Origin of the sequence: Acinetobacter sp. 1130196, from assembly GCF_000588095.1 — a bacterium.
Classification (GTDB): domain Bacteria; phylum Pseudomonadota; class Gammaproteobacteria; order Pseudomonadales; family Moraxellaceae; genus Acinetobacter; species Acinetobacter nosocomialis.
The window spans coordinates 26,895-50,140 of the sequence record NZ_JFWX01000030.1 but is presented as its reverse complement, the minus strand read 5'-3'; the positions used below and the strand labels follow the sequence as shown (position 1 = coordinate 50,140).

Below are 23,246 nucleotides of genomic sequence, written 5' to 3'. Positions count from 1 at the left end.
GTTTTTCAGATTCTGAATTCCAGCGCTTGGTTGGTGTACCTCGACCAGTTTTTAGTGAAATGATCGAAGTTTTAAAAGAAGTAGAATCACTTAAAAAGAAATCTGGGCGTCCTCATACTTTAGCTATAGAGGATCAATTATTATTAACACTCAATTACTTACGGAATTACAGCACTCAATTGGAGTTGGCTGCAAATTACCATATCGCTGAAAGTAATGTGAATCGAACCATTAAAAAGGTTGAAGATGCATTGATGAAATCAAGACGGTTTACTCTGCCAAAACGAAGCATTACCACAGCAGACGAACAGTTTAACTGGGTCATTATTGATGCGACAGAATGTTCAATAGAACGTCCGAAAAAAAAATCAGAGTAAGTTCTACAGTGGTAAAAAGAAGAAACATACGCTAAAAGCACAAGTGATCTATCATCCGAACAGCAAACAAATCATAGGGCTAGATATATCGAATGGCAGTCAGCATGACATTAAATTGGCAAGAAGAACGGTTAAAAAATTCAAACATTGTAAATATGTTATGACCGATTTAGGGTACTACGGATTAGAGCAAGATGGCTTTAAATTATTGATGCCAATAAAGAAAAAGAAGAATTTACCCTTATTTGATGTTGAGAAAAAGTACAATAAAATGATTGGAAAAATACGAGTTGTGATCGAACATATTAATAGTCAATTGAAAACATTTAGAATATTAAGTGAACGCTATCGAAATAGACGGAAAAGATTCGGTTTACGCATTAACTTAATCGCTGCACTGGTAAATCGGATGAACTTGCAATAACGACTTTCGCAAGAGGTCTATTAATTATATTTTCATTATTCTTTTTTCTTTAGGCATTTAAGTATTTGAACAATTAAGCGGGCACTCTTCATTTTTCTGCCTTCTTCTTGATAGTACTGTTCAAAAAGGGCATAGAAGGAGATATGGATTTTTTCAGGCTCAGGATTAGCATATTCAGATTGTAATTCTAATAATTTTTTAGCGGCGCATTGTTCACACTCACTCGCTGTATCTCGAGTAGGCGTATAACGTTTGCCTAGATAACGAACAGTGATGCGCCACGCCGTCCCCGCGTTTAACTGGCTTTTGCATAATAACACTCCAAATTTCATGGTACTGCAATGGAAATATAAAGCGTTTTTTTAATGCGAATTTTGAATTGACCAATAGACAATAAAAAAACCACCTAATTCTTTCGAATTAAGTGGTTTTTAAATTTTGGAGCGGGAAACGAGACTCGAACTCGCGACCCCAACCTTGGCAAGGTTATTTTATTTTAAATAAATCAAATGCTTAAAAATGAGTGGAGGCGCAGTGGGGGCAGTGCGGTTTAATTGTAATAAAATATTTAAATTATCTGTTTTTTGTTTAAAATAATTCTTATTCATTCGTACCTAAATTTAACATGAAAAAATTTAAAATTATATGCACCCTAATTTTTAGCTTTCTATTTTTTTTAAGTTGCTCAATTTACTTCAAACATCAATTTAATATTGATGGAGATTATCTTTCAGCATTTTCAACTATTGTTGCTGCTACTGCTGCATTTTATTTTTATACTGATTGGAAGGATGAGCATAAGTTCAACCTATTGAAGATGCATCAGGATTATTTAAAGGACAAAGGAGCTAGATTGCTCGAGCATTTTAGAAAGGCGCATATGTCTTTTGGTACAATTGAGGGTTCATTTGAACAAGATGGTGAACAAAAATGGATTGAAGGATGTGTTGAGCTTAGATTGTTATCATCTGAATTGTTTCATATTCAAAAATCCCTTCTTGAGTATAAAAGTTGTCTTTCTTACTTTGAAACAAATGAAATTTTAGAAAAACACCAAGGTATGTTAGAAGAACACCGTACTAAAATTTCACAAATTAATGAAGAATTTATATCTACACTTCCATTTTATGCTTCTAAGATAAGTTCAAGTCCTCAATGTGCAACTGTATTGGAAAGTTGGAAAGATTCTATGATTGCTTTTGATGACTTCTGTTCCGTTGAATTGTCTGAATTCTATTTTAAATATTTAAAAACACAGTAATTAAAGGCGCATATAGCGCCTTTTTTTAGTTTTTACGTCTTGCTTGCCGTTGTGCTTTAGCCTTACTAAGATTATCCAAAATCGGCATGACAGTAGCAGGACTATAAAGGTGCTTACCGTCACCGCCAAGATTGAATGGTCTTAACTCATCAATAATGGTTTTTCTAGATAAATTATACCGTTCCATTAACCTTATGTAGGCTAAAAATAAAACTATTTAAAAATAAATCTTTATCTATTTAAATATGAATATTTGATATTTTTAATTCAATCCCTATTGCTAGTGCTTAAATATTATGCCAATATGAAGTTGGAGATATTTCCGAATAGATATTTTCTATTTCAGGTCTAAGCGTTTTTTTCGCTAAGCCCATTTCTGAATAAAAATAGGAAGTGGGCTTTTTTATTTTTAAATATTTCAGTATTATCAGTGTGTTGCTTTAAGTAACACTAAACCTTATTGATCAGCGCAAATATCAAAAAAAGGGGGAGCTTGCCTACTAGGCAAGCTTTTTAAATTGATGATTTAAACACAATAATCCATTTTAAAGCTCAATAGAAAGATCAAACTTCCATAGCTTTTATTTGTACTAATTTATTGAATATAATCGTTTTTATAATTTTTAAAATTTTCTTAAACTAAAAATGGAAAATTTCTTGTTGCAACATTGTTATAATAGGACTACCTTAAGAAAAATACTTTATAAAAATGAGGAGCTGCTGAAATGACACAGTATCTCATGTTTGCGGAAAATATTTATAACAAAATTAAAGATGAGGAATTGTTTTCACATGACTGTATTGAAAATATGAACTTACTTATGACATGTATACGCAGAGAAATTAAGGGAACAAAATTTAAATTAAAATATAATTTTATTGATTTTGTTGAATTGTTTAGTAAACAATTAGATGAATGTAAAGTAAAAATAGATGTGAGTTTGATTCCTCCTCATAATTCAGAAGGTGAGTATATTTTATGGTTAGCTGGATTTATCGAAAAAATTACAGAAGGTGGACCTAAACCACCTCCGCCTATAAAGAAATTTATTCCAGAGTATATGAGCTTCAAATCTGAATTAGATTTTTTACCCTTAAATGAGGAAAAAATTCAAAACGAAGGTAAAGAAATTACGGATTACTTTAATTCAAAGCTTTATAAGGCAACTTTTAAGAAGTAATACTATATTGCCTGTGAGTTTAGCCACCGCCTTAGGGCGGTTTTTTTATGGGTGAGAATAATGGATTCTACAGAATACTTTTGGCTTACTCGGAAAAAAGAACCTAAAACCAAGCCTAAATCCAGACCGCTACCTAAAGCGAAGCAAAAATATCTCGAGGCTGAGGCAACACTTAAGGAAGAGCTTGAGGATTTGGCGATTGGATTTGAAAGTAAGTTTCAGCCGATCCATACCAAACACTGGCGCTTTGATTTTCATATAGTGAAATTGCGTTTGCTCATTGAAATTGAGGGTGGGCCCTGGTCTGGTGGGCGTGGTGGAAAGCTGTCAAATAAAGCATGGAGTCTTGATCGATATGATCAAGCTGAAGAGATGGGTTATAAAATAGAGCGCTTTCATCCAGATTCTATTTTGTCGGGATATGTCATTAACTGGATTAAAGACGAATTAGCGAGAATTGAAGATGGAGCAGATCAGACCATTTCCACCACAGGAATTAATTGATAAAGCGGATGAAGAAGAAGCAATTCGATTAGCGCCAGCCCCTGATTTAATGAATTGGGTAATTGCAAATTTTTTAACTATTGGTGGTCCTTTGCATAATCCAGATCACGACCATATCGCTGAGATGCTTCATGACAATGAGGGTTTCTTGGCTTTCGCATGGGCTTCTTCTGCTTATACCAGAGCTAAGCGTATGGTGCTCGGCCAATGTGAAAAGGTTATGTTTCAACAAGGCGGCTGGAAGAAAGCCCGACAAGAGCAGCAAATGCGAGACTGGTTCGGATTCGTTCCAGTTTACTTAATCACCATCGATGCAAGCTTTTGTGAAAAGGCAAACGATAGCGAGTTCTGTGCTTTGCTTGAACATGAGCTTTATCACATTGGTGTAGAACGAGACTCGGACGGTGAGATTATTTACAGTGATCATACTGGCTTACCAAAGCATTATTTAGCTGGTCACGATGTGGAAGAGTTTATCGGTGTTGTTAAACGCTGGGGTGCAAATGAAAACGTTAAGCGGCTTATTGAAGTCGCTAAAAACCCGCCGTTTGTTTCTGATTTAGATATTTCGAAATGTTGTGGAAACTGCGTAATTACCTGAGCCTTGAGGCTCTTTTTTTTGGCTATTTAGGTTGACGTAGGTTGACAGGATTGAGGATATGGCGGCTCTAAAAAAAGAGGTAAAACTCTTTATAGTTCGCTCACTTGCCGTATTTAATACACCCACAGAAACTGCTGAGCTCGTCAACCAAGAATACGGGATAAAAGTTACTAAACAGCAGTGTGAGAAATACGACCCGACCAAACGGGCAGGCGAGAACCTGAGCGAAGAATTAAGAAAGGATTTTGAAAAGACTCGCGAAATGTTTTTGGGTAAGCCTGAGGCAATCCCTATTGCAAATTTAGCGGTGCGTTTACAGCGCTACGAAAGCCAATATCAAAAGCACAGTAGAAACCGTGTAGCAGCTTTAAGCATTCTTAAGCAAGCTGCTGAGGACATAGGCGGCAAGTACACGAATAAGACTGAAATTACAGGCGCTGGTGGTGGTCCATTACAAAGCGAAAATATTACCTATGTGACTGCTACCGATGAGCAGGTAAGGCAGGCGATAGATGAACTCGAGAACGAATATTGATCCTGTTAAAGCCAAAGCTAAACGGATTAAATGTGAGAAAGAACATTTATTTTTCACTCGTGCTTTCTTCTTGCCACGTATGGGTTTTAAGTTTTCGGTCAATTGGCATCATGAATATATTGCCGACAAGATTGACGAGGTAATCGCTGGAAAGGTTAAGAACCTAGTTATTAACGTTCCACCCGGAAGCGGTAAAACTGAATTACTCACAAACCTTATTGCCCGTGGTATAGCGCGTAATGCACGTTCGCGGTTTCTGTATTTGTCTTTCTCGCAGTCACTTGTAGAGGATGTATCAGCAACAGCAAGGAATATTGTTAAGTCGGATGACTTTCAGAATTTATGGCCTGTAAAGATCTCTACCAGTACGGACGCTAAGTCTAGTTGGAAAACCACAGTCGATGGATATGACGCAGGTCATGTTTATTCTGCTTCGATGGGTGGGCAGGTCACAGGTCGCCGTGCCGGTACATTAGCTAATGAGGGCTTTACCGGTGCCATTATTCTTGATGACCCATTAAAGCCTGAGGATGCATTTAGCCAAACAGCTAGACGTAAGGCTAACCGTAAGATCTTAAATACGGTCAACTCGCGTAAAGCTAAATCTGATACGCCAATTATTCTGATCATGCAGCGTTTGCACGTTGAAGATCCGACTAACTTTGTGATGACTGGTAATGTGCCTGGTGAATGGGAACAGATCAGTATTCCAGCGCTTATCGATGATGAGTACATCAGTAAGTTGCCTAAAAAAATACAAAGCAAAATTCCACGTGATGTTGAGAGAGATGCGAAAGGCCGTCAAAGCTATTGGCCGTTAAAAGAATCTTTACTTTCATTGCTGCAGCTGGAGAAAGGCGGGGAAGATAAAGACGGCGCCACAGTGTCACGCTACACATTTGCAAGCCAATACATGCAAAACCCTAAAAAGCTGGGTGGTGATCTGGTTAAGGCTGAATGGTTCCCACGTTATCTAGAGCTACCTGTTCTTAAGTGGCGGGCTGTATGGGCCGATACTGCTCAGAAGGTCAAAAAGCATAATGACTTCTCGGTGTTCTTATGTGCTGGTCTGGGCTATGACAATAACCTTTACATCATTGATGTGAAACGCGGGAAATGGGAAGCACCTGAGCTATTGAAGGAGGCTAAAACCTTTATCAATAAGCATAAGGATAGCAACACCAAAATCGGCAAACTTCGCTATATGGCCGTAGAAGATAAGGCGAGTGGTACCGGATTAATTCAATCTATTTCTAGGGAAACTACATTACCTATTAGGGCAATTCAGCGGGATGAGGACAAATTGTCACGGACAATGGACGTCATTCTTTATGTTGAAGATCAGCGCGTTTGGTTACCAGCTAATGCACCGTGGTTATTGAACTACATTGAAGAGATTGAAGGCCTTACTGCTGATTGGTCACATGACCATGACGACCAGTGGGACCCGACCATTGATGCAATTAATGATTCATTAGCCAAAAAGCCAACTGTATTTGATTAGAGGAAATTATGGCTGAAACTAAAAAGCCCGATGCAATTGGCGATGCAGGGGCGTATACAAACTTTGTCTCAAATATTGGTACCGAACGTGACAAAGCTTCACACGGTTCTTTCGTTAAGAAAGTAATTCCTGATGAGCAATTAGAAGCCGTGTATCAACACTGGTTAGCTAAGCGAATCGTCAACCGACCAGCAAGTGACATGCTTCGAGCTGGATGGTTTTTTGAAGGGATTCAAGATAACGATTTATTGAAGCTTAAAGAAGCGTGTAAGGCATTTAACTTAGATGGGGTGCTCTTATCTAGTTTGGTCCTTTCTCGCTTATATGGCGTTTGCTATGTGCTTCTAGGGACTGTAGACGGCGGCAACTTAGATCAACCGTTCGATTTAAACAAGTTAGGTATTGGTCGTTTAGAGTTTTTCACGGTGCTTAAGAAAAAGCACATTGAAGCTGATACCAGTAAATATTTATCGCCTAAGGAGGCAGGTGGCGTTTTAAAGCAGCCTGAATTTTACAAGCTAAAGCTTGATGGTAAATCTAACCAACGGATCCACCACACCCGCTTAATTAAATTTGGTCATGCAGATGTGGTCAATGAAGAGCCTGTAAGTGTCTTACAGGAAGTTTATGAGGATCTACTTGATCATGCTGCCGTAAAGAAAGCCACTGCTAGTCTGGTCCATGAATCAAAAATTGACGTGATTAGAACACCTAACTTGGTCGATAAGATCAAAGAGGATATGAAATCCGTAGCTGAACGTTTTCTTAGTGTCGGATTGCTTAAGGGCTTGAATGGCATGATCGTCTTGGATAAAGAGGAGGAGTATGACTCTAAATCTTATAGCTTTGGCGGTCTGCCTGACCTCATGCGTGAGTATTCGATTCAAACTGCTGGTGCAGCTGATATGCCATATACGATTTTATTCGGTCAATCACCTGCAGGGATGAATGCAACAGGCGAGCATGACACACGGAACTATTACGACAGTATTGCAACTAAGCAAATATGGTCCTTAAAGCCATTCATGATGAAGCTTTTAAGAGTAATTGTTCAAGCCACATTTGGTCGTCAGATTCCAAGCTTAGATGTTGTGTTCAATCCTCTATGGCAATTAGACGCTAAGGTCCGTTCTGAAGTTGAGAAAGCTAACGCTGAACGGGATGCTAAATATTTAGAGATGGGCATCATCACAGAGCCACAGATAGCACGGCAGCTACTTATTGACGGTGTTTATTCAGTGATTGATGAAGAACATATCAAAGAGCTCGAGACAATGGTGAAGCTTAATGACAACGATAATTCAGATCCTGAAACCCCCCCTCCAGCAGGCGAAGAAACGTAAAAAAGGTCGTAAAGCTTCCAAGCCGAGAGCCGTGCACGTAAATCGCCGTGTAGAGCTATATTACACACGACAACTACTGGCTATTTCAAAATACTGTCAGGAACAAACAAAAGAATTGGTTATTCCTACAGTCGGCCAGAATATCGGTGATGCTTGGTTCTCAGACATGATGACGGCGTTTAGGGAAAAGCTCACAAAATATGTTGTTGAGATTTCTAGGCCTCTAGCCACAAAGGTTGTGACTGACACGCAAAAGGAAGTGGACAAGCAAATTGCAGAGCACACCAAAACAATTATTGGTGTAGATCTAACGCCGTTCTATCGAGCTGCTGATATTCAGGATGTGGTAGATCTAAACATCACGGCAAATGTCAGTTTGATTAAGTCTATTCCGCAGCAATACGCCGATAAGCTTGAGGTATTAATTACCAACGCTTTGCAGACTGGACAAACCAATGAAGACTTGGCCAAAGCTATTAAGCAATTAGGATTATCTACTGATTATCGTGCACGTCTTATCGCTAGTGATCAGATGGGCAAGATTAACGGCCAAATTAACCAAGCTAGACAGCTTTCAATGGGTGTTGAGACATACACATGGCAAACGGCGAAAGATGAGCGTGTAAGGCCAGATCATCAACATAAGCAGGGCAAGACATTTAGATGGGATTCACCGCCAGATGGTGGGCATCCCGGTCAGCCTATTCGTTGTCGTTGCACAGCTTTGCCTAATTATGAGGATATTTTGATTGATTAATTTAATTACTTTATGAGATTTTAATAACTTGGTAATTAAATTTTATTTAATCATTTTATTAAGGTGGGGTAATGGAAATTAAAAATGAAATTTTAAAAGATTACGAAGATTACTGTCATAAAAAATTAGTTAGTGAGTTTGGTAATTATAAGGCTGGAACAAATGGACCAATTCATTTATATCAACGTTATAAGTACAGAATTATTAACGCTCAACCGAGAGAGGTGATTGAACCTCAAAATTTAGTCATACCTGCTGAACATTTAGGTGCTTATCAAAAAATTATTTTAGATATAGAAAAAGGAAACTCTTTAAATAAATATCAAAGCAGAAACCTTAAAAAGCTAGATTATAATGATGATATGTTATCTCATTGGAGAATCCAGCATTTTCATTTAGGTAATGTTGTGGAAAGTGATGGGTATATGGAAAGAACGTCGGATTTATTGTTTATCCACTTTTCTAACTCTCAAGCACACATTATTGGTATTTTCTCACATGGCGATTGGTGCGATTTAGATATCATCGAAACTATTCATGAAAATTGGCCTAATCTACTAATTAGTTTTAAGTCTGAATCGACTAGCGAACCATTGACAGAAGAGCAATATAAAATTTTAAGACGTAAAGGCTACAACACAACAGTTAGAGTAAAGGATGGTACAGAATATCACCCACCAGGTTTTGGTGTTGTTGCTAATGGATCGCCTGTAGAAGCCATAACGAATGTTCAGAGGATTTTAATTACATTTGAGAACTCATTTGATGCAATTTCTACGAATATTGATCAAATATTAGAGGCTGACCCTCAAAAAAGAACAACTGAAATAGCAACTATCGGTTTGGAGATGGATGAGGCTAATCAAAGATTTGTTTATATAATTAAGGAAACAGGCCATAGATTTACCTTAGATTACGAATAAAGAAATTTTTCATCACAGGAAATTAAATCTGATATTTCAAACCCACCATTTGGTGGGTTTTTTATTGAGCGCAATTTATGAAAACCATTTACCAACTCAAAATTGGTGACTTTGCGCCAAGCGAATCGACACGCTCATTTACCAAAGAGGGGTATCTGAAATGCGTCAATGTTCGCTTAGCTAAAGCACCTCAAGTACGTCAGTACTATGCGTATGAGTTTCCATCTCTGGAAGGTTATACCGCTGATCAAGTCATTAATGTTTACACACCGCCAGAGGAGCTTTTTAAGCCTGAGGCTATTCAAAGCTTCAATGGTGTAGACGCTACAGACTATCACCCGCCTAAAAATGAAATTAACGCATCTAACTGGAAGGATTATCACATTGGCTATTGTGAGAACGTTCGACAGGAAGGCGATTATCTGGTGGGTGATTTGCTCATTAAAGACAAGATCAGCATTGATTTGATCCAAAGCAACGAACGGCTAGAAATGTCGCTTGGCTATGGAGCTTTATTAATCGTTGAGCAGGGTACGGCGCCAGATGGTACGCCGTATCAAGCGAAATTTATCAATTTTATAGGCAATCACGTAGCACTCGTTAAATATGGCCGTTGTGGTGGTGATTGCCGCATCGGTGACAAACAGCAAACTCCACCAAAGGGGAATAAATCAATGGAAGTAATTGTAAACGGTATCCGTTTTAACATCGGCGATAACACGCCTCTGGCCGATGCATTAAAGCAGCAACAAGAGCAGCTGGAAAACATGAAGGCTGCAAAACTTAAAGTTGGTGATAAGCAATTTTCTATCGGTGATGAGCTTGGAGCAATTCAAGCAGTCGTAGATCAGTTGCATGCCGAAAAAACTGCTCTTGAGCAAAAAGTTGGCGATCTGGAAAAGAACCAAATGACACCTGAAAAGCTTGAGCAAGCTGCTGCAGAGCGTGCTGCTGTGATTGCTGATGCTAAAGCATTGGTGCCGTCAGTTAAAACGGAAGGTTGTTCATGTGAGCAAATCAAGCGTGATGTGATTGCCGCAAAAGCGGGTGATGCTTTAGTAACTGCTTTGATGGGTAGCGTATCAGTAGGTGATGCAAAACCTGAGCAGATCGACACAACTTTCCGTGCACTCTGTGCTGTGAAAGTTACTCATCCTTCTAATCCTGTAGGTGATGCGCTTCACCAGCAGCAAAGTGTTAAAGCTGGTGATGGCAACCCAGCAGGCGGCGGGGAAGAAAAGACCTACAGCAAAGAAAACGCATACAAAACAATTTAAGGGGATGTAAATCATGGTTAAGCAATACGATGCCGCACCAGGTATGAAGTTTCACCTCATTGGGCCAGAGGATATTTTATCCCTGCCTGTAGCTGGTGCCAGCTTGGTGAACGATGGTGACGTGGTTGTTCGTAGTACTGACGGAAAAACAGTTTCGGCGGTAACAGGTGCAACTAACACCAAGTTTGGAATTATCGTACGTCACGGCGTTGGTAAGTCAGGCAAAACGGCTGATGGTAAAGAGGCATACAAAGCTACAGATGTAGCACCAGTTATGACCATTGGTTCGATTTACGTGAAGGTCACAGCACCAGTCACAGACATCAACGCAAAGGTTTATGTCAAAACAGCTAACGGTACCACAGCAGCGCCGTTAGGTTCTTTATCCCCAACAGCAACAGACGGTACAGAGTTGCCAAACGCATCTTGGGAAACAATTTCAAATGAACAGGGTTTAGCAGCTGTTCGATTACGTGGGGCATAATAATTATGAGTAAATTGGCAGCAATGAAGCTACGTTTAACACCAGTAGCTCAAATGGTTCAAGCAAATATTGGTGATGCATTTAACCTTGATGCTTTAGCCCAATTATTCGTCAAATTGGAAGAATTTAACGAAATGGATCCTCAGCTTCAGCAAGTGATGGATTACGCTAAATACATTCCTGTTAAACCTGTCAATGCCGTATATGGCGGAGGAGAAATCCTAAGCCGTAAGAAGGGTGTGGGTTTGGGTAAAGATCATTCAGGAACTGGTAATGATATTCCTTTGGCCGAAGTTGAATATGACACTGTTCAATTGCCAGTGAAGGTCGGTACTATTGGTTATATGTATTCAGTGCTGGAGTTAGAAGCAGCTCAAAAATTAAATTTAGCACTTGAAGCAGATAAAGTAGAGGCCGCTCGTCTAGCTGCAGAAAAACACTTAAGTAACATTGCTTGGTATGGCAATGCTCTTACCGGAGTTAAGGGCTTCTTAAATCAGACGGGTGTAACCATAGTTACAGCTCAACATAACTGGGCCACCGCAACCATTGAAGAAGTACTAAGTGACTTCAATGCAAGCTTGGCAGATGCTGAAGATCTTGTTGATGGGGATGTATCAGTACAGCCAGATACTTATTTGATGGCATCAAATCAGTATTTACACCTTTCTACCCGTGTAGTTCCTGATTCTGGCGGAAAGACTTTCTTAAAATTTATTGAAGAAAATAACATCTTCGCATCACAAGGTAAGCCGTTAACCATTCGTGGTTTAGGTCGTTCAAACGGCAAAGGTACAGCAGGTGCTGACCGTTCTATTATTTACCGCCGTGATCCGTCATGCATCCAAATGAAATGTGATGACGTCACTTTCTTGGCAGCTCAACCAGTTGGTGTAGATATTAAAGTGCCTGGTCACTACAAATATCAAGGCGTATGGTTGAAGCGTGTTGATTCTCTCCGTTATTTGGATCACGTGTAAGGATTAAAACAGTATGAAATATTCTTATATCTATAGCGGCTTACAGGCCGCTTTTGTTTTTTCTGGTATTGCTGTTTTGCCTACAGGCACACCAACTCTTGTGGATGAAGAAGCGCACAAGAAGCTCACTAAAAATAAGTTTGCTAAACATCTTATTGATATCGGTGAACTTGAAGTTCAGGAAATTGCGGAAGATGAGCCAAAAACAGCGGGTAAAACTGGTGGTCGTGGTGGTAAAGGCGGCAAATCAATCGATGCAGCAGGCGACCAGCAAAAGGCAGCTGATGAAGCTGCTTTGGCCGCCGTGAAAGCTGAATTAACAAATCTTGAAGTAACGTTCAGTGATGATGAAACACTTGAGCAACTACAGGCAAAGTTAGAACAAGCTAAGGAATAAGGTAGACATATGGACGTACAAACGTTTCGTAAAAAGTTCTCGACTGATTCGAGTTTAATGTCTTTGCCAGATGAGAGAATTCAGGATGCATTAGAAGAAGCAGATCTGGTCGTATCTCAAATTGAGTTTGGCGCATTAAAGGAACGTGCTGTAGGTCTGTATGCAGCACATATTCTTAAAGTTGGTACTGCAAGTGGCAATGGTGCTGCTTTTGGTACCGCCTCAAGCATGACAATTGCGGGCCAAAGTGTGAGTTATTCCCGATCATCGAAAGAAGCTTTCTATGATTTAAGCAGCTATGGCCAGCGTTACCTTGCGTTAAAAAATTCCATTCCAATCGATGACGAAGGCACAAACCCTAACCGTTTGGGTGTGGGTGCCTTTGTTGTATAGGAGAATCCCATGCCTTTTAAATATCAGGCACCAGAAGGTTATAAGCCAACCAAACTCGTTATTGCCGGGCAAAACCTAGATATCAAAAACGGCGTTTTAGAATCTGATAATGACTTTATCCATATTTTAAAGCCCTTAGGTTTTGAGCGTTATGTTGAAGTGGTTGAGCCAAAGAAATCGGCGGCATCTGCTAAAGAGTAATTAAGCTATGAGCGATTATCGTGTTGATAGCCAAGTCAACTTTGATGAGATGAATAATCGCGTTAGGTTTGAAATAAGACGCACGATTAACGCTCTTACTTTGCGCTTACAGCGGATTGTTCAGGAAGACATGTTAAGTGGCCAACGACTTAAAGTTCAGTCAGGCCGCTTGCGTGGATCCGTTTCATCAAAGGTGGAAGAGGATAGGGATACCATTGAAGGCACTGTGGGAGCTGGTGGTGCTTTGGTACCTTATGCACCTGCACATGAGTTTGGCTTAAATGGCTCGATGGGTGTGAAAGCCCATCTGAGAACAATTAAGCAGGCTTTTGGACGACCTATATCACCGGTTCAAGTCAATATTAAAGCTCATTCAAGGAATGTACGTTTTAGAGAATTGCGCTTTATGCGTGATTCACTGGATATCGTGGCCAAGATTGTGCCGAAAAATATTGATGCAGCAATTGAGCGGGGTTTAGCAAGTGGATAGCGAAGCAATCTATCAAGCGTTGTTTGAGCGGTTAAGTACGAAGGTGGAAGGGCTGATTACGGTAAGTCGCCGTTTACGTCACTTTAGTAATGTATTGCCCCATGAACGCCCTGCCATGTTTATTACTCAAGGCAATCAGCAGGAAGTACCTGTACATGGTATGGATTCAAAAGTTGAACTTGCTGCTGAGGTGTATCTCTATATCCATGAGGCTGATAGAGCTAAACCTCCATCATCACAGATGAATATATTTATCGATCGTATACGTGAAGCTATTCAGCCAGATCATCCAGATTTTAATGAGTGTCAGACCTTAGGAGGTCTGGTTGAGCATTGCTGGATTGAAGGCACAATAGAAGTGTATGAAGCAGTAGAAAACATGCTGGATGATCAGGCGATTGCAATTATCCCTATCCGGATCCTCACAACCAATTAACAAAACATTCATTTTATGACCGCCTCTATGGCGGTTTTGTCATTTTAGAGAGGTCAAAATAAATGGCTCAATATTTATTTGGTGCCGGCAAGATCTTTGCTACACCGATTCAAGATGTATACGGGCAACCGATTAGCAATCCCACACCAGTTGAAGTGGGGGTTATGCAATCCGTTGGTGTAGATATTAGCTATGACTTAAAAGAGCTTTTTGGTCGTGGACAGTTCGCCGTAGATGCCGCGCGTGGTAAAGGTACCATTAAATGTAAAGCTTCTTTCGGGCGTATTAATGGCACATTGTTAAATTCTATTTTCTTCGGTGGTGTTGTTGCTGAGGGTGGAATCGAAACAGTTTCCCAAACCATTAATGGTGAAGTGATTCCGGCTGGTGGCACTGTTACACCGGTTGTTCCTAACAGCGGTACATATGTAAAGGATCTAGGCGTAACAGATGCTAAAGCAATCCCACTTAAACGTGTAGCTTCGGCACCAACAACCGGACAATACAGTGTAGATGCAGCAACCGGTGCTTATACATTTGCTGCTGCAGATGCAGGTAAAACGGTATTTATTAACTTCCGTTATTCAGCAATGGTGGCGGGCGCTAAATCAATCACTGTCTCAAACCTAGATATGGGTTATACGCCAGAGTTTGCCGTTGACCTTCAACGTGACTACAAAGGTAAATTCATGCACATGAATTTCTTCCGTTGTACCAGTAACAAACTTGGATTCAGTTCAAAACAGGACGATTACGATATTCCTGAGTTTGAATTCCAGCCTATGGCTGACGATCTTAACCGTGTTTTCAAAATTGATTTATCGGAGTAATGCCAAATGCATTTTAAGCAAGTTGAAAACCCTCGTGGCTCTACAGTTATTGTTGATGGTCAGCCATTTGTTTTTGCTCCATTGTCTCTTGGTGCAGTTGAAAAACTATTGCCGGCACTTCAATCATTTAAGCCAGATGATGTCGGCACAGTAATTGATGTGGCACACAAATCTTTGAAGCGAAATTACCCCGACATTACTCGTAATGATGTTGCAGAGATGCTATTTATGGATCAGCTCACAGAAGTGATGGAAGCTGTAATGTCTGTGTCTGGTCTTAAAGGAAATGATGACAACTCTGCAGGTGGTTCGGGGGAATAGATTGGGAGGAGCTGTACACGCATTTAGTGCTGACAATGGGTAAAGATTACGACTATGTGCGTAATGAAATGGATTTGCCTAGATTAAGAGCGTTAAGTGCGTATCAGCGAAGTAACCCTCCCGCACATATTGGGATACAACGGCTTTGCCGGATTTTAGAAGCGTTCATGGGAATCGAAGAAACCCCACAAGCTATTACCGTTTCAGATGATGATGAAGACGATATGCTAGAAGTTTTAGAAAGTTTCCCGCAGGGTGGTTAAGGCTGCCCTATTTGCAATATGAGTAAGCGTTAGTTAAAGTTTATTAATTAAAACTTTATAAGGATAAATCGGTGGCTTTAACTAATTGTAAAGAGTGTGGGGCTCAAGTTAGTACTCAGGCAAAAAACTGCCCAAGTTGTGGAGCAAAAGTAAAAAAACGTTCAATCTTGAAGTGGATTTTTTTAGGTTTTGTCGTTCTTTTTATAATTGGAATTATTGCTGGTGAAGGTTCGAATTCAAATGGATCAAAAGAATTATCACCAAAAGAGGAAGCATTAAAAAACACAGCCTTAGATTATAACTGGGCTAAAGGTGGTTTTGATAACGTAATGCTAGTAGATTTTAAAATTACAAATAACAGTAAATACGACATAAAAGACATAACCGTAGAGTGTGAACACTATTCAAACAGCAAGACAAAGATTGATAGTAATACGCGAGTAATTTATGAAATTGTAAAAGCTGGACAAACTAAAACACTTAAAGAATTTAATATGGGCTTCATTCATTCGCAAGCTGCTTCATCTAGTTGTGGAATAACAGATCTAGTTATTAATCAGTAAATTTTTTCAAATATAAAGCCCCTTTGAAGGGGCTTTTTTATTAATACACCTTGCATCAGCAAGGTTTTTTTATGCCTATGAGGTGCGTATGGCAAATAATAACCGTGTTGAGGTACATGTTGGTGCAAAGACATCAGAACTTAAACAAGGCATGCAAGATGCAGAAAAGATCGTTACTGATTCAACCAAAAAAATTGCTAATACAGGTGAGATTGAATTAAAAGTTGATTTATCGAATGTTAAATCTGAGTTAAACGGTTTTGCAAATGGCCTTTCAGATAAATTTAAAAACGTCGGTAATGATATTAAAAGCTCACTTACAAATGGATTTTCACTTGTAAAGAGCGGTTTTTTTCTTGGTGTAGGACAAGAAATTGCCAGAGGCGTAGCTGAAGCTGTCGCTGCAATTCCTGAATTGGTTTCTTCGGTTGGAAAGGCATCAAAAGAGCTAGAAATTCAGGCTCGCTTAGCCAATTCAAATACAACTCAGTTTCAAGAGTGGGCATTTGCAGCTAAAAAGGTAAATGTTGAACAAGATAAGCTTTCCGACATTATGAAGGACGTCAATGACAAATTTGGTGACTTCATGCAGACGGGCGGCGGCGAAATGGCCGATTTCTTTGAAAAGATCGCTCCTAAAGTTGGAGTTACAGCTAAAGAATTTAAAGGTTTATCAGGTCCTCAGATTCTTGAGAAGTATTACCAGACTTTGCAAAAGGCTAATGTATCCCAAGCTGAAATGACGTTCTACATGGAAGCTATTGCGAATGATGCGACCTTGTTAGCCCCATTATTGGACAACAATGGGCAGAAATTAAAGGAATATGCCCGTCAAGCCCATGATTTAGGCGTAATCATGAGTGAAGATGCAATTGCTGCAACTAAAGAATTCAACAATGCACTTGAAACTGTGCAGGCTACCTTGCAAGGAGTTTTGACCCGATTTGCAGCTCAAGCGGCTCCAGCTTTAACTGACTTAGCAAATCAGTTTCTAAAATTTGCAGTGGATTCTAAAGGTGGGGATTGTATACACTCAGTGGAGTCTTACGTGGACGCTTTGATGATATTCAACACCATAATGGTGGTGAGTCATTTGTACGAATAGACAAAGCTATTTTTCAACATGAGTTCAATTCAAATCTTATTGATAAAACCATTTATTTTAAGTTCACTAGTTTCAATGGACTGCAACAAAAAGAGCAGACTCTTGATGAAGTGACCGCCTATAGCCACACTATAAACGGAGGACGCGCCCCAAGTGTAAAGGGATTATCACTTCAGTCACCATTTGTTGGTACGTCATTTAAAGTGCAATGGCAGGTCGCCGTTGGGGCTCAAGGTTACATCGTACAAATACTTTCAGGCGGTGCATTAATCAGAACTGTCGAAACGACTGGTACAGATTACACTTACTCATTGAGTGAAGCTAAAGTGGATGGAGTTCAACGCGCTTATACTGTCCGTGTTGCTAGTAAAACAGAAAAGGGGATTAGTACATTTACTGATTTGAATATCAGCAATCCAGTACCGCCAACTCTATCGGATGTTTACACTTCAGCAACATCAACATCAATTACAGTGACTTGGATACCAAGTGAAGTTCCAGACTTAAAAGATTATCAAGTATGGATAAGTAAGAATGCTAACTTTGATCCCGAAACTCTAGCAGCTAGTTGGACTGGTATCGAAAATGCATGCACTATCCAAAACTTGGAATCAACCACAACATACTATATTCGTGTTGCAGCAAGAGATGTCTGGAAGCCGACATCGTGGAACTATACGGAGAAAATCTCCCAATCAACACTTGAAGCCTAAAACTAACAATACCAGCACCCAACCGGGTGCTTTTTTATTGTCTAAAAATATCTGGAGAGATTTATGGAACCAGTTTCCACTAGCGGTTTTACAGCACTTTTAAAATTATATGGGGTTGCAATCATGGTGACTTTAGCAGTCGGTTTGGTTGCAGCAGTTGTATTGATGACACGAATGCCACGCTCACCACAAGAGTGGGCCGTAGGCTTGATCTGCACAGTTGTATCAAGTTTGGCTGGTGGCTCATTCATTATTGTGAAGTGGGGGCTTCATGAATGGGTTACTGATGTATGGGGGATGATTGCACTTGGTGGTTTCTTCTTTGTATGTGGATTACCCGGTTGGGCTTTAGTCCGGTGGATCTTCAATTTCATAGATAAACAAGAAGGTAAGACGATTATTGAAGTAATCAAAGAAGTAAAGAAAGCCAGAAATGATATCGAAAACAGTTAATGCCGCCTTCGGGCGGTTTTTTTACATCTAAGGAAACTGAAATGAATATTGAACAATATCTTGAAGAACTCGTTAAACGCGAAGGCGGTTATGTAAATAATCCTGCGGATCGAGGAGGCGCAACAAAGTACGGTATCACTGAAGTGGTAGCTCGTACTAATGGCTTTAAGGGCAGCATGAAAGATTTACCGCTTGATGTGGCCAAAGCAATTTATAAAAAGCAGTACTGGACGGCTCCGCGATTTGACCAAGTAAATACAATCAGCTCAGCAGTGGCCGAAGAGCTTTTGGATACTGGTGTTAATTGCGGTACCGGATTTGCTAAACCACTTTTACAACGCGCTTTGAATCTCCTAAATAACAATGGTAAAGCTGGTTGGCCAGATTTATCAGTAGATGGAGTTTATGGCCCAGCTACCCTAAATGCTCTAAAAACCTATCTGGCAAAACGCGGGAAAGAAGGCGAGAAGGTTCTGGTGCGTGTGCTCAATATTATGCAAGGGCAGCGCTATATCGAGATTTGTGAGCGGAATAAAAGCCAAGAGCAATTCTTTTATGGATGGATTAGTAACCGGATCGCATAAAGTGGTTTTGTGCAAGAGAACTAAACTAGCAACTTTTATTGCCCTACTGTGCATTCTGTTTTCAGGGTGCACAGCGCATTCAATCAATAACAATATTCAAGTATCATTATGCGTAAAGGCAATTTGAGTTTTTAAAATGGCGCAAATAATGATTATGGTTATGGAGGCGGGCAAGGCGGAGCACACATGCAACTTGCTTGCTGACATAAATAAAAACGGTGAAGTAACCAAGCTTTATGATTATAACGGCAATGAATTAAAAATTAACTTTTTGCAAAACCAAGTCTATTACAACAAAACTTGGTGGCAGTTTACTAAGAAACAAAACTTTTAAAATAAAGCCCCTAAATAGGAGCTTCTTTTTATGCGGCGTTTAGCATTTTAGCTATTTCGGATGCGGTCGGATTGTAATAGGTATTAACCAGTACACTAATAGTTTTGTGACCTGTAATTTTGGCAAGGATTTCAACAGGCAAACGATAGTCATGAACAAAGCGTGTGATTGCTTCATGCCTTGAATCGTGGAAAGTAATAACACCATCTAAACCAACACGGCGTAAATTACGTTGCCAAATTAAGCGGAAAGCATTCGATGTAAGCGGTACCATGCGATTATCGTTTGGATCATCTGGCAACCAAGAAAGCATTTCTTTTGCCTTGGCAGTTAAAGGCACGTCACGAGATGAGCCGTTTTTGGTATCTAATAGCCGGATAAAGTCAGTAAATATTAAAGACTTTTGCACGCTAAGGATTTCACCTTTACGCATTGCAGTCTCAAGGGCAAAGAGAAATGACCACGCAACACGGTGTCTAGGCTGTGTGGGTGTTTTGCCCCATTCATAATCCAAGCCTTTAATTACTTTATTAATATGATCATCACTAATACGTTGGTGCCTTGGCGGTGGTGCGGAAGGCTTAGTAATTTCTTTAAATGGGTTCTCTTTAGTTAAGAATAATTCTTTTCGTGCAAAGTCAAAAACTGAACTATACATTGCCATTTCTCGAATAACAGTTGCCCCTTTAACTTGCTTCAATCTTTTATCACGCCACTGTTTAACAAGGGCAGGGGTTAAGTTGTGTATAGATTCATCTGCTAGTTGGCCCCAATTTTTCTTTAGGCATTTAAGCATTTGAACAATTAGGCGGGCACTTTTCATTTTGCGGCCTTCATCCTGATAGTACATATCAAAAAGGGCTTGAAAAGAGATATGGATTTTTTCAGGTTCTGAGGTTGGTTGTTCAGATTGTAATTCTAATAGTTTGGTGGCTGCCCACTGTTCGCATTCACTAGCTGTATCACGAGTGGCTGCGTAGCGCTTGCCTTTATAACGAACTTCAATACGCCAAGCGTTGCCGCGACGGGTCGGTTTCTGCATTTTTAACACTCCAAATTTCATGGTGGCGCACTGCCGACAAAAATTGAAGATGTACAAATGACACCCACTTTTCTGGCGGCGGCACGGAAATATAAAGCGTTTTTTAATGTGAAATATGACTATTTTGAATAGCCATAGCTGACCTATCGACAATAAAAAACAAGCCGAAAGATTACTGGAATCTTTCAGCTTATTGATTTTTAACAACAAATTTTGGAGCGGGAAACGAGACTCGAACTCGCGACCCCAACCTTGGCAAGGTTATGCTCTACCAACTGAGCTATTCCCGCAATGTGAGCACATTATAGAGTGTTTCATTAAACTGTCAACACTCTTGTGATCTAATTGAACGTTTAATCAGCACGACGCCAAACTGTACCTTGACGGGTGTCTTCGAGAACTACACCTTGCTCAAGTAAAGACTGACGAATAGCATCTGCCTTCGCAAAGTCTTTAGCTTTTTTAGCATCAACACGTTGTTGAATAAAATCTTCAATTTCAGCATCAGACAATGCAAGCGCTTCTTGTCCAATATCTGATTTTAAGAAATCATCTACATTGTGTTGTACCAAACCTAAAATGTTGGTGAGGTAACGTAATGTCGAATAAAGCACAGTCGCTTGGTCAGCTTGCTCTTCTTTTACAGCACGGTTTAACTCTTTGTTGAGTTCAAACAATACAGCCATTGCTTCGGCAGTGTTGAAATCGTCACACATGGCGTTGTTAAAACGTTCAATAAAGCCTTGATCAAGCGTTTCAGTTGTCGTTTGACCATATACTTGTTGATAAGCTTTAAATGAATGGTAGAAACGAGTTAAAGAAGTTTTTGCTTCTTTAAGCGCTACATCAGAGAAGTTCACTGGGCTACGGTAGTGTGAAGACACAATAAAATAGCGGATCACTTCAGGGTGGAACTTCTCCATCACGTCACGAATCGTAAAGAAGTTGCCTAAAGACTTAGACATCTTTTCGCCATCAACGTTAATAAAGCCAACATGCATCCAGTAATTCACATACTGCTCACCAGTTGAGGCTTCACTTTGTGCAATTTCATTTTCATGGTGTGGGAACATTAAATCTGAACCACCACCATGAATGTCAAAGTGGTTACCTAGGCAGCAAGTTGACATTGCAGAACATTCGATGTGCCAACCCGGACGGCCATTACCCCAAGGGGATGCCCAAGACGGTTCATTTTCTTTGGCACGTTTCCAAAGCACAAAGTCAAAAGGATGTTTCTTTTCAACTTCTACATCGACACGCTCACTCGCGCCAGCTTGCATGTCATCAAGCTTACGACCAGAGAGGCGACCATACTTTTCAAATTTGGTGACTTCAAAATAAACATCGCCGTTTGAAGCAGGGTAAGCAGCGCCTTTATTGACCAGATTGCCAATCATGTTTTGCATCTGGTCGATATATTCAGTCGCTTTCGGTGCTTCATCTGGCGCTAAACAGCCTAAGTTCGCTGCATCTTCATTCATAGCGTCGATGAAACGAGTGGTGAGCTGTTGAATCGTTTCACCATTTTCATTCGCACGTTTGATGATTTTGTCGTCAATGTCGGTAATGTTGCGAATGTAGCGAACTTTCCAGCCTTGACTACGCAAGAAACGGATAATGTAGTCAAATGCAACCATAACTCGAGCATGCCCGATATGACAGTAGTCGTAAACGGTCATACCGCAGACGTACATATCGATGTGACCTTCTTTGCGAGGTACAAATTCAACTTTTTTTCGTTGCTCAGAGTTATATAAAACAAACGGTTGCATAAGGGTTTTCAAACACTCAACAAAAATAGTGTTACATCATAACTGATGCATCATTTTTAACAAAGTTTTATGCATGAATTTTATAAGCTTGTGAAATCTTATACATTTAAAAACGTGTAACTGATTGAGTTATGCTAGAATGCCCCCAAATCTTTTGATTAAAATCACCGATCTCAATTAAGAGATCAGATCAATTATTTTGAGTCAAACTCGTATGCCTAATCCTACAGATTTCCAAAGCAGTGCATTAGCTACATTGCGTATTGAGCAACAAGCCATAGATGTATTAGCAACACAAATTGATGACCGTTTTAACCGTGCTTGCGAAGTACTGTTGCAGTGTAAAGGTCGTGTTGTGATTACAGGTATGGGTAAATCTGGGCATATTGGTCGAAAAATGGCGGCAACATTTGCCTCTACAGGTACGCCGTCTTTCTTTATGCATCCTGGTGAAGCGGGCCATGGCGATTTAGGTATGCTGGTTCGCGGTGATGTACTTATTGCAATTTCCAACTCAGGAAAAAGCGATGAAATCATGATGCTTATGCCGCTTATTAAACATCTCGGCGTACCGATGATTACGATTAGTCGTGATGATAAAGGTCCAATGCCGCAAAATGCTGATATCGCTTTAACTCTAGGTGAGTCGGATGAAGCTTGCCCTTTAGGCTTGGCTCCTACTTCAAGTACGACAGCGACTTTGGTTTTAGGCGATGCTTTAGCGGTTGCTTTGCTTGAAGCACGCGGTTTTACTGCTGATGATTTTGCACGTTCGCATCCAGCAGGGGCATTAGGTAAGCGTTTACTTTTACATGTAAAACATTTAATGCATACAGGTGACGAGTTACCAAAAGTTTCACCTGAGACTCCAATGAATCAAGTGCTTTACGAGATTTCAAATAAGCGTTTAGGTTTAACGACAATTGTTGATGAACAAGACCACTTGCTTGGTATTTTTACAGATGGAGACTTACGTCGTCTTATTGATAAACAGCAAGGGTTTGATGTGAATTTACCTGTGTCTGAGGTCATGACCAAAAAACCGTCAACTATTTCTCAAGAAGCACGTGCTGTAGAAGCGTTACAACAACTTAACCAGAAAAAAATCAGTCAGTTTGTGGTGGTCGACGACCAAAATAAAGTGATTGGGGTAATTAGTATGCATGATCTTATTCAGGCAGGGGTGAATTAATCC

The 23,246-nt window shown here is 40.0% G+C and carries 29 protein-coding genes, 1 tRNA gene and 3 pseudogenes; 28 read left to right on the top strand and 5 right to left on the bottom strand.

The genetic code is table 11. From position 1 onward, the window contains the following. Positions 1 to 801 (top strand): IS5-like element ISAba27 family transposase gene (locus tag J671_RS25290; RefSeq protein ID WP_152534347.1). Its coding sequence is split into 2 segments (ribosomal slippage), with 800 coding nucleotides annotated over them: positions 1 to 359 and positions 361 to 801; the frame shifts between segments, so codons are not numbered across the junction. This gene is flagged as partial in the annotation. Between the two features lie 44 nt (positions 802 to 845). On the opposite strand, the pseudogene J671_RS25825 reads toward J671_RS25290, so the two are convergent. Then, a pseudogene (locus J671_RS25825) lies at positions 846 to 1,113 on the bottom strand (site-specific integrase); the annotation flags it as partial. Between the two features lie 313 nt (positions 1,114 to 1,426). Here J671_RS25825 and J671_RS18385 point away from each other — a divergent pair. Next, the gene (locus J671_RS18385; RefSeq protein WP_031983037.1) at positions 1,427 to 2,062 is read left to right on the top strand and encodes a hypothetical protein; all 636 of its coding nucleotides are present in this window, start codon (positions 1,427 to 1,429) and stop codon (positions 2,060 to 2,062) included. A 25-nt stretch (positions 2,063 to 2,087) separates the two neighbouring features. On the opposite strand, the gene J671_RS25975 is transcribed toward J671_RS18385, so the two are convergent. After that, positions 2,088 to 2,249 (bottom strand): hypothetical protein, encoded by a 162-nt coding sequence (locus tag J671_RS25975; protein WP_165757080.1) that lies wholly within the window; start codon positions 2,247 to 2,249, stop codon positions 2,088 to 2,090. Positions 2,250 to 2,787: 538 nt separating this feature from the next. On the opposite strand from J671_RS25975, the gene J671_RS18380 reads away from it, so the two are divergent. From J671_RS18380 to J671_RS18270, 25 genes and pseudogenes are all read left to right on the top strand, one after another. Continuing rightward, complete coding sequence (locus J671_RS18380) at positions 2,788 to 3,243, top strand: hypothetical protein (RefSeq protein WP_000195754.1); 456 nt, start codon at positions 2,788 to 2,790, stop codon at positions 3,241 to 3,243. Between the two features lie 60 nt (positions 3,244 to 3,303). After that, complete coding sequence (locus J671_RS18375) at positions 3,304 to 3,747, top strand: hypothetical protein (protein WP_031983036.1); 444 nt, start codon at positions 3,304 to 3,306, stop codon at positions 3,745 to 3,747. After that, positions 3,707 to 4,348 carry a putative metallopeptidase gene (locus J671_RS18370; RefSeq protein WP_004841829.1) on the top strand — a complete coding sequence of 214 codons (642 nt, stop codon included), beginning with the start codon at positions 3,707 to 3,709 and terminating at the stop codon, positions 4,346 to 4,348. The genes J671_RS18375 and J671_RS18370 overlap by 41 nt, the downstream gene beginning before the upstream one ends. 58 nt (positions 4,349 to 4,406) lie before the next feature. Beyond that, a complete protein-coding gene (locus J671_RS18365) occupies positions 4,407 to 4,883 on the top strand; it encodes a DUF2280 domain-containing protein (RefSeq protein ID WP_000729394.1) in 477 nt (158 codons plus the stop codon). Beyond that, positions 4,861 to 6,387: a phage terminase large subunit gene (gene terL, locus J671_RS18360; protein WP_031983035.1), complete on the top strand. Its 1,527-nt coding sequence runs from the start codon at positions 4,861 to 4,863 to the stop codon at positions 6,385 to 6,387. Before J671_RS18365 ends, terL begins: the two co-directional genes overlap by 23 nt. Positions 6,388 to 6,395: 8 nt before the next feature. After that, positions 6,396 to 7,730 (top strand): DUF1073 domain-containing protein, encoded by a 1,335-nt coding sequence (locus J671_RS18355; protein ID WP_031983034.1) that lies wholly within the window; start codon positions 6,396 to 6,398, stop codon positions 7,728 to 7,730. Next, positions 7,675 to 8,487, top strand: coding sequence for a phage minor head protein (locus J671_RS18350; RefSeq protein WP_031983033.1), 813 nt, complete (start codon positions 7,675 to 7,677; stop codon positions 8,485 to 8,487). The genes J671_RS18355 and J671_RS18350 overlap by 56 nt, the downstream gene beginning before the upstream one ends. Before the next feature lie 71 nt (positions 8,488 to 8,558). Continuing rightward, on the top strand, positions 8,559 to 9,410 hold the full coding sequence (locus tag J671_RS18345) for a hypothetical protein (RefSeq protein WP_004834300.1): 852 nt from the start codon (positions 8,559 to 8,561) through the stop codon (positions 9,408 to 9,410). 77 nt (positions 9,411 to 9,487) lie between these two features. Further along, positions 9,488 to 10,687 (top strand): DUF2213 domain-containing protein, encoded by a 1,200-nt coding sequence (locus J671_RS18340; RefSeq protein WP_031983032.1) that lies wholly within the window; start codon positions 9,488 to 9,490, stop codon positions 10,685 to 10,687. A gap of 13 nt (positions 10,688 to 10,700) precedes the next feature. After that, complete coding sequence (locus J671_RS18335) at positions 10,701 to 11,171, top strand: hypothetical protein (RefSeq protein WP_031983031.1); 471 nt, start codon at positions 10,701 to 10,703, stop codon at positions 11,169 to 11,171. 5 nt (positions 11,172 to 11,176) lie between these two features. Then, the gene (locus tag J671_RS18330) at positions 11,177 to 12,151 is read left to right on the top strand and encodes a DUF2184 domain-containing protein (RefSeq protein WP_031983030.1); all 975 of its coding nucleotides are present in this window, start codon (positions 11,177 to 11,179) and stop codon (positions 12,149 to 12,151) included. 13 nt (positions 12,152 to 12,164) lie between these two features. Continuing rightward, the gene (locus J671_RS18325; protein ID WP_031983028.1) at positions 12,165 to 12,548 is read left to right on the top strand and encodes a hypothetical protein; all 384 of its coding nucleotides are present in this window, start codon (positions 12,165 to 12,167) and stop codon (positions 12,546 to 12,548) included. Positions 12,549 to 12,557: 9 nt separating this feature from the next. Next, entirely contained in the window at positions 12,558 to 12,941 is a 384-nt protein-coding gene (locus J671_RS18320) for a DUF4054 domain-containing protein (protein ID WP_031983026.1), read from the top strand. 9 nt (positions 12,942 to 12,950) lie between these two features. Continuing rightward, positions 12,951 to 13,142: a hypothetical protein gene (locus J671_RS18315; RefSeq protein WP_031983024.1), complete on the top strand. Its 192-nt coding sequence runs from the start codon at positions 12,951 to 12,953 to the stop codon at positions 13,140 to 13,142. Between the two features lie 7 nt (positions 13,143 to 13,149). Next, positions 13,150 to 13,632, top strand: coding sequence for a hypothetical protein (locus J671_RS0104810; protein ID WP_031983022.1), 483 nt, complete (start codon positions 13,150 to 13,152; stop codon positions 13,630 to 13,632). Beyond that, complete coding sequence (locus tag J671_RS18310) at positions 13,625 to 14,068, top strand: hypothetical protein (RefSeq protein ID WP_031983019.1); 444 nt, start codon at positions 13,625 to 13,627, stop codon at positions 14,066 to 14,068. The genes J671_RS0104810 and J671_RS18310 overlap by 8 nt, the downstream gene beginning before the upstream one ends. A gap of 62 nt (positions 14,069 to 14,130) precedes the next feature. After that, positions 14,131 to 14,898 (top strand): hypothetical protein, encoded by a 768-nt coding sequence (locus J671_RS18305; protein WP_031983017.1) that lies wholly within the window; start codon positions 14,131 to 14,133, stop codon positions 14,896 to 14,898. Positions 14,899 to 14,904: 6 nt separating this feature from the next. After that, positions 14,905 to 15,219, top strand: coding sequence for a hypothetical protein (locus J671_RS18300; RefSeq protein ID WP_031983014.1), 315 nt, complete (start codon positions 14,905 to 14,907; stop codon positions 15,217 to 15,219). Between the two features lie 35 nt (positions 15,220 to 15,254). Next, positions 15,255 to 15,482, top strand: coding sequence for a hypothetical protein (locus J671_RS18295; RefSeq protein WP_081404927.1), 228 nt, complete (start codon positions 15,255 to 15,257; stop codon positions 15,480 to 15,482). A gap of 71 nt (positions 15,483 to 15,553) precedes the next feature. After that, positions 15,554 to 16,045 (top strand): zinc ribbon domain-containing protein, encoded by a 492-nt coding sequence (locus tag J671_RS18290; protein ID WP_031983012.1) that lies wholly within the window; start codon positions 15,554 to 15,556, stop codon positions 16,043 to 16,045. Between the two features lie 88 nt (positions 16,046 to 16,133). Continuing rightward, positions 16,134 to 17,105 (top strand): annotated as a pseudogene (locus tag J671_RS18285) (phage tail protein); the annotation flags it as partial. After that, positions 17,066 to 17,863 (top strand): annotated as a pseudogene (locus tag J671_RS0104805) (fibronectin type III domain-containing protein); the annotation flags it as partial. The pseudogenes J671_RS18285 and J671_RS0104805, both read left to right, overlap by 40 nt. 63 nt (positions 17,864 to 17,926) lie before the next feature. Further along, positions 17,927 to 18,316 (top strand): hypothetical protein, encoded by a 390-nt coding sequence (locus tag J671_RS18280; protein WP_031983008.1) that lies wholly within the window; start codon positions 17,927 to 17,929, stop codon positions 18,314 to 18,316. Positions 18,317 to 18,357: 41 nt separating this feature from the next. Then, the gene (locus J671_RS18275; protein ID WP_031983007.1) at positions 18,358 to 18,900 is read left to right on the top strand and encodes a glycoside hydrolase family 108 protein; all 543 of its coding nucleotides are present in this window, start codon (positions 18,358 to 18,360) and stop codon (positions 18,898 to 18,900) included. 136 nt (positions 18,901 to 19,036) lie between these two features. Next, a complete protein-coding gene (locus tag J671_RS18270) occupies positions 19,037 to 19,234 on the top strand; it encodes a hypothetical protein (protein WP_031983006.1) in 198 nt (65 codons plus the stop codon). Positions 19,235 to 19,262: 28 nt separating this feature from the next. Here the strand turns inward: J671_RS18270 and J671_RS18265 are convergent, their stop codons facing one another. The 3 genes from J671_RS18265 to cysS all read right to left on the bottom strand — a co-directional run bounded on the left by J671_RS18265 (position 19,263) and on the right by cysS (position 22,051). After that, positions 19,263 to 20,276 (bottom strand): tyrosine-type recombinase/integrase, encoded by a 1,014-nt coding sequence (locus tag J671_RS18265; protein ID WP_031983004.1) that lies wholly within the window; start codon positions 20,274 to 20,276, stop codon positions 19,263 to 19,265. A 214-nt stretch (positions 20,277 to 20,490) separates the two neighbouring features. Further along, a tRNA-Gly gene (locus J671_RS18260) sits at positions 20,491 to 20,566 on the bottom strand. 63 nt (positions 20,567 to 20,629) lie between these two features. Next, positions 20,630 to 22,051 (bottom strand): cysteine--tRNA ligase, encoded by a 1,422-nt coding sequence (gene cysS / locus J671_RS18255; protein ID WP_004887966.1) that lies wholly within the window; start codon positions 22,049 to 22,051, stop codon positions 20,630 to 20,632. 214 nt (positions 22,052 to 22,265) lie between these two features. Between cysS and J671_RS18250 the strand changes: the two genes are divergently transcribed. Beyond that, positions 22,266 to 23,243, top strand: a complete 978-nt coding sequence (locus J671_RS18250; protein ID WP_002051059.1) for a KpsF/GutQ family sugar-phosphate isomerase — start codon at positions 22,266 to 22,268, stop codon at positions 23,241 to 23,243. Positions 23,244 to 23,246 lie beyond the last annotated feature (3 nt).

Bases quoted from the DNA above. Each gene is read 5' to 3' on its own strand.
- J671_RS18380 (WP_000195754.1), top strand. From the start codon at position 2,788: ATGACACAGTATCTCATGTTTGCGGAAAATATTTATAACAAAATTAAA.
- terL (WP_031983035.1), top strand. From the start codon at position 4,861: ATGAACTCGAGAACGAATATTGATCCTGTTAAAGCCAAAGCTAAACGG.
- J671_RS0104810 (WP_031983022.1), top strand. From the start codon at position 13,150: ATGAGCGATTATCGTGTTGATAGCCAAGTCAACTTTGATGAGATGAAT.
- J671_RS18320 (WP_031983026.1), top strand. From the start codon at position 12,558: ATGGACGTACAAACGTTTCGTAAAAAGTTCTCGACTGATTCGAGTTTA.
- J671_RS18385 (WP_031983037.1), top strand. From the start codon at position 1,427: ATGAAAAAATTTAAAATTATATGCACCCTAATTTTTAGCTTTCTATTT.
- J671_RS18350 (WP_031983033.1), top strand. From the start codon at position 7,675: ATGACAACGATAATTCAGATCCTGAAACCCCCCCTCCAGCAGGCGAAG.
- J671_RS18270 (WP_031983006.1), top strand. From the start codon at position 19,037: ATGGCGCAAATAATGATTATGGTTATGGAGGCGGGCAAGGCGGAGCAC.
- J671_RS18370 (WP_004841829.1), top strand. From the start codon at position 3,707: ATGGAGCAGATCAGACCATTTCCACCACAGGAATTAATTGATAAAGCG.
- J671_RS18305 (WP_031983017.1), top strand. From the start codon at position 14,131: ATGGCTCAATATTTATTTGGTGCCGGCAAGATCTTTGCTACACCGATT.
- J671_RS18325 (WP_031983028.1), top strand. From the start codon at position 12,165: ATGAAATATTCTTATATCTATAGCGGCTTACAGGCCGCTTTTGTTTTT.
- J671_RS18330 (WP_031983030.1), top strand. From the start codon at position 11,177: ATGAGTAAATTGGCAGCAATGAAGCTACGTTTAACACCAGTAGCTCAA.
- J671_RS18280 (WP_031983008.1), top strand. From the start codon at position 17,927: ATGGAACCAGTTTCCACTAGCGGTTTTACAGCACTTTTAAAATTATAT.
- J671_RS18300 (WP_031983014.1), top strand. From the start codon at position 14,905: ATGCATTTTAAGCAAGTTGAAAACCCTCGTGGCTCTACAGTTATTGTT.
- J671_RS18265 (WP_031983004.1), bottom strand. From the start codon at position 20,276: ATGCAGAAACCGACCCGTCGCGGCAACGCTTGGCGTATTGAAGTTCGT.
- J671_RS18335 (WP_031983031.1), top strand. From the start codon at position 10,701: ATGGTTAAGCAATACGATGCCGCACCAGGTATGAAGTTTCACCTCATT.
- J671_RS25975 (WP_165757080.1), bottom strand. From the start codon at position 2,249: ATGGAACGGTATAATTTATCTAGAAAAACCATTATTGATGAGTTAAGA.
- J671_RS18365 (WP_000729394.1), top strand. From the start codon at position 4,407: ATGGCGGCTCTAAAAAAAGAGGTAAAACTCTTTATAGTTCGCTCACTT.
- J671_RS18275 (WP_031983007.1), top strand. From the start codon at position 18,358: ATGAATATTGAACAATATCTTGAAGAACTCGTTAAACGCGAAGGCGGT.
- J671_RS18345 (WP_004834300.1), top strand. From the start codon at position 8,559: ATGGAAATTAAAAATGAAATTTTAAAAGATTACGAAGATTACTGTCAT.
- J671_RS18315 (WP_031983024.1), top strand. From the start codon at position 12,951: ATGCCTTTTAAATATCAGGCACCAGAAGGTTATAAGCCAACCAAACTC.
- cysS (WP_004887966.1), bottom strand. From the start codon at position 22,051: ATGCAACCGTTTGTTTTATATAACTCTGAGCAACGAAAAAAAGTTGAA.
- J671_RS18295 (WP_081404927.1), top strand. From the start codon at position 15,255: ATGGGTAAAGATTACGACTATGTGCGTAATGAAATGGATTTGCCTAGA.
- J671_RS18250 (WP_002051059.1), top strand. From the start codon at position 22,266: ATGCCTAATCCTACAGATTTCCAAAGCAGTGCATTAGCTACATTGCGT.
- J671_RS18375 (WP_031983036.1), top strand. From the start codon at position 3,304: ATGGATTCTACAGAATACTTTTGGCTTACTCGGAAAAAAGAACCTAAA.
- J671_RS18340 (WP_031983032.1), top strand. From the start codon at position 9,488: ATGAAAACCATTTACCAACTCAAAATTGGTGACTTTGCGCCAAGCGAA.
- J671_RS18355 (WP_031983034.1), top strand. From the start codon at position 6,396: ATGGCTGAAACTAAAAAGCCCGATGCAATTGGCGATGCAGGGGCGTAT.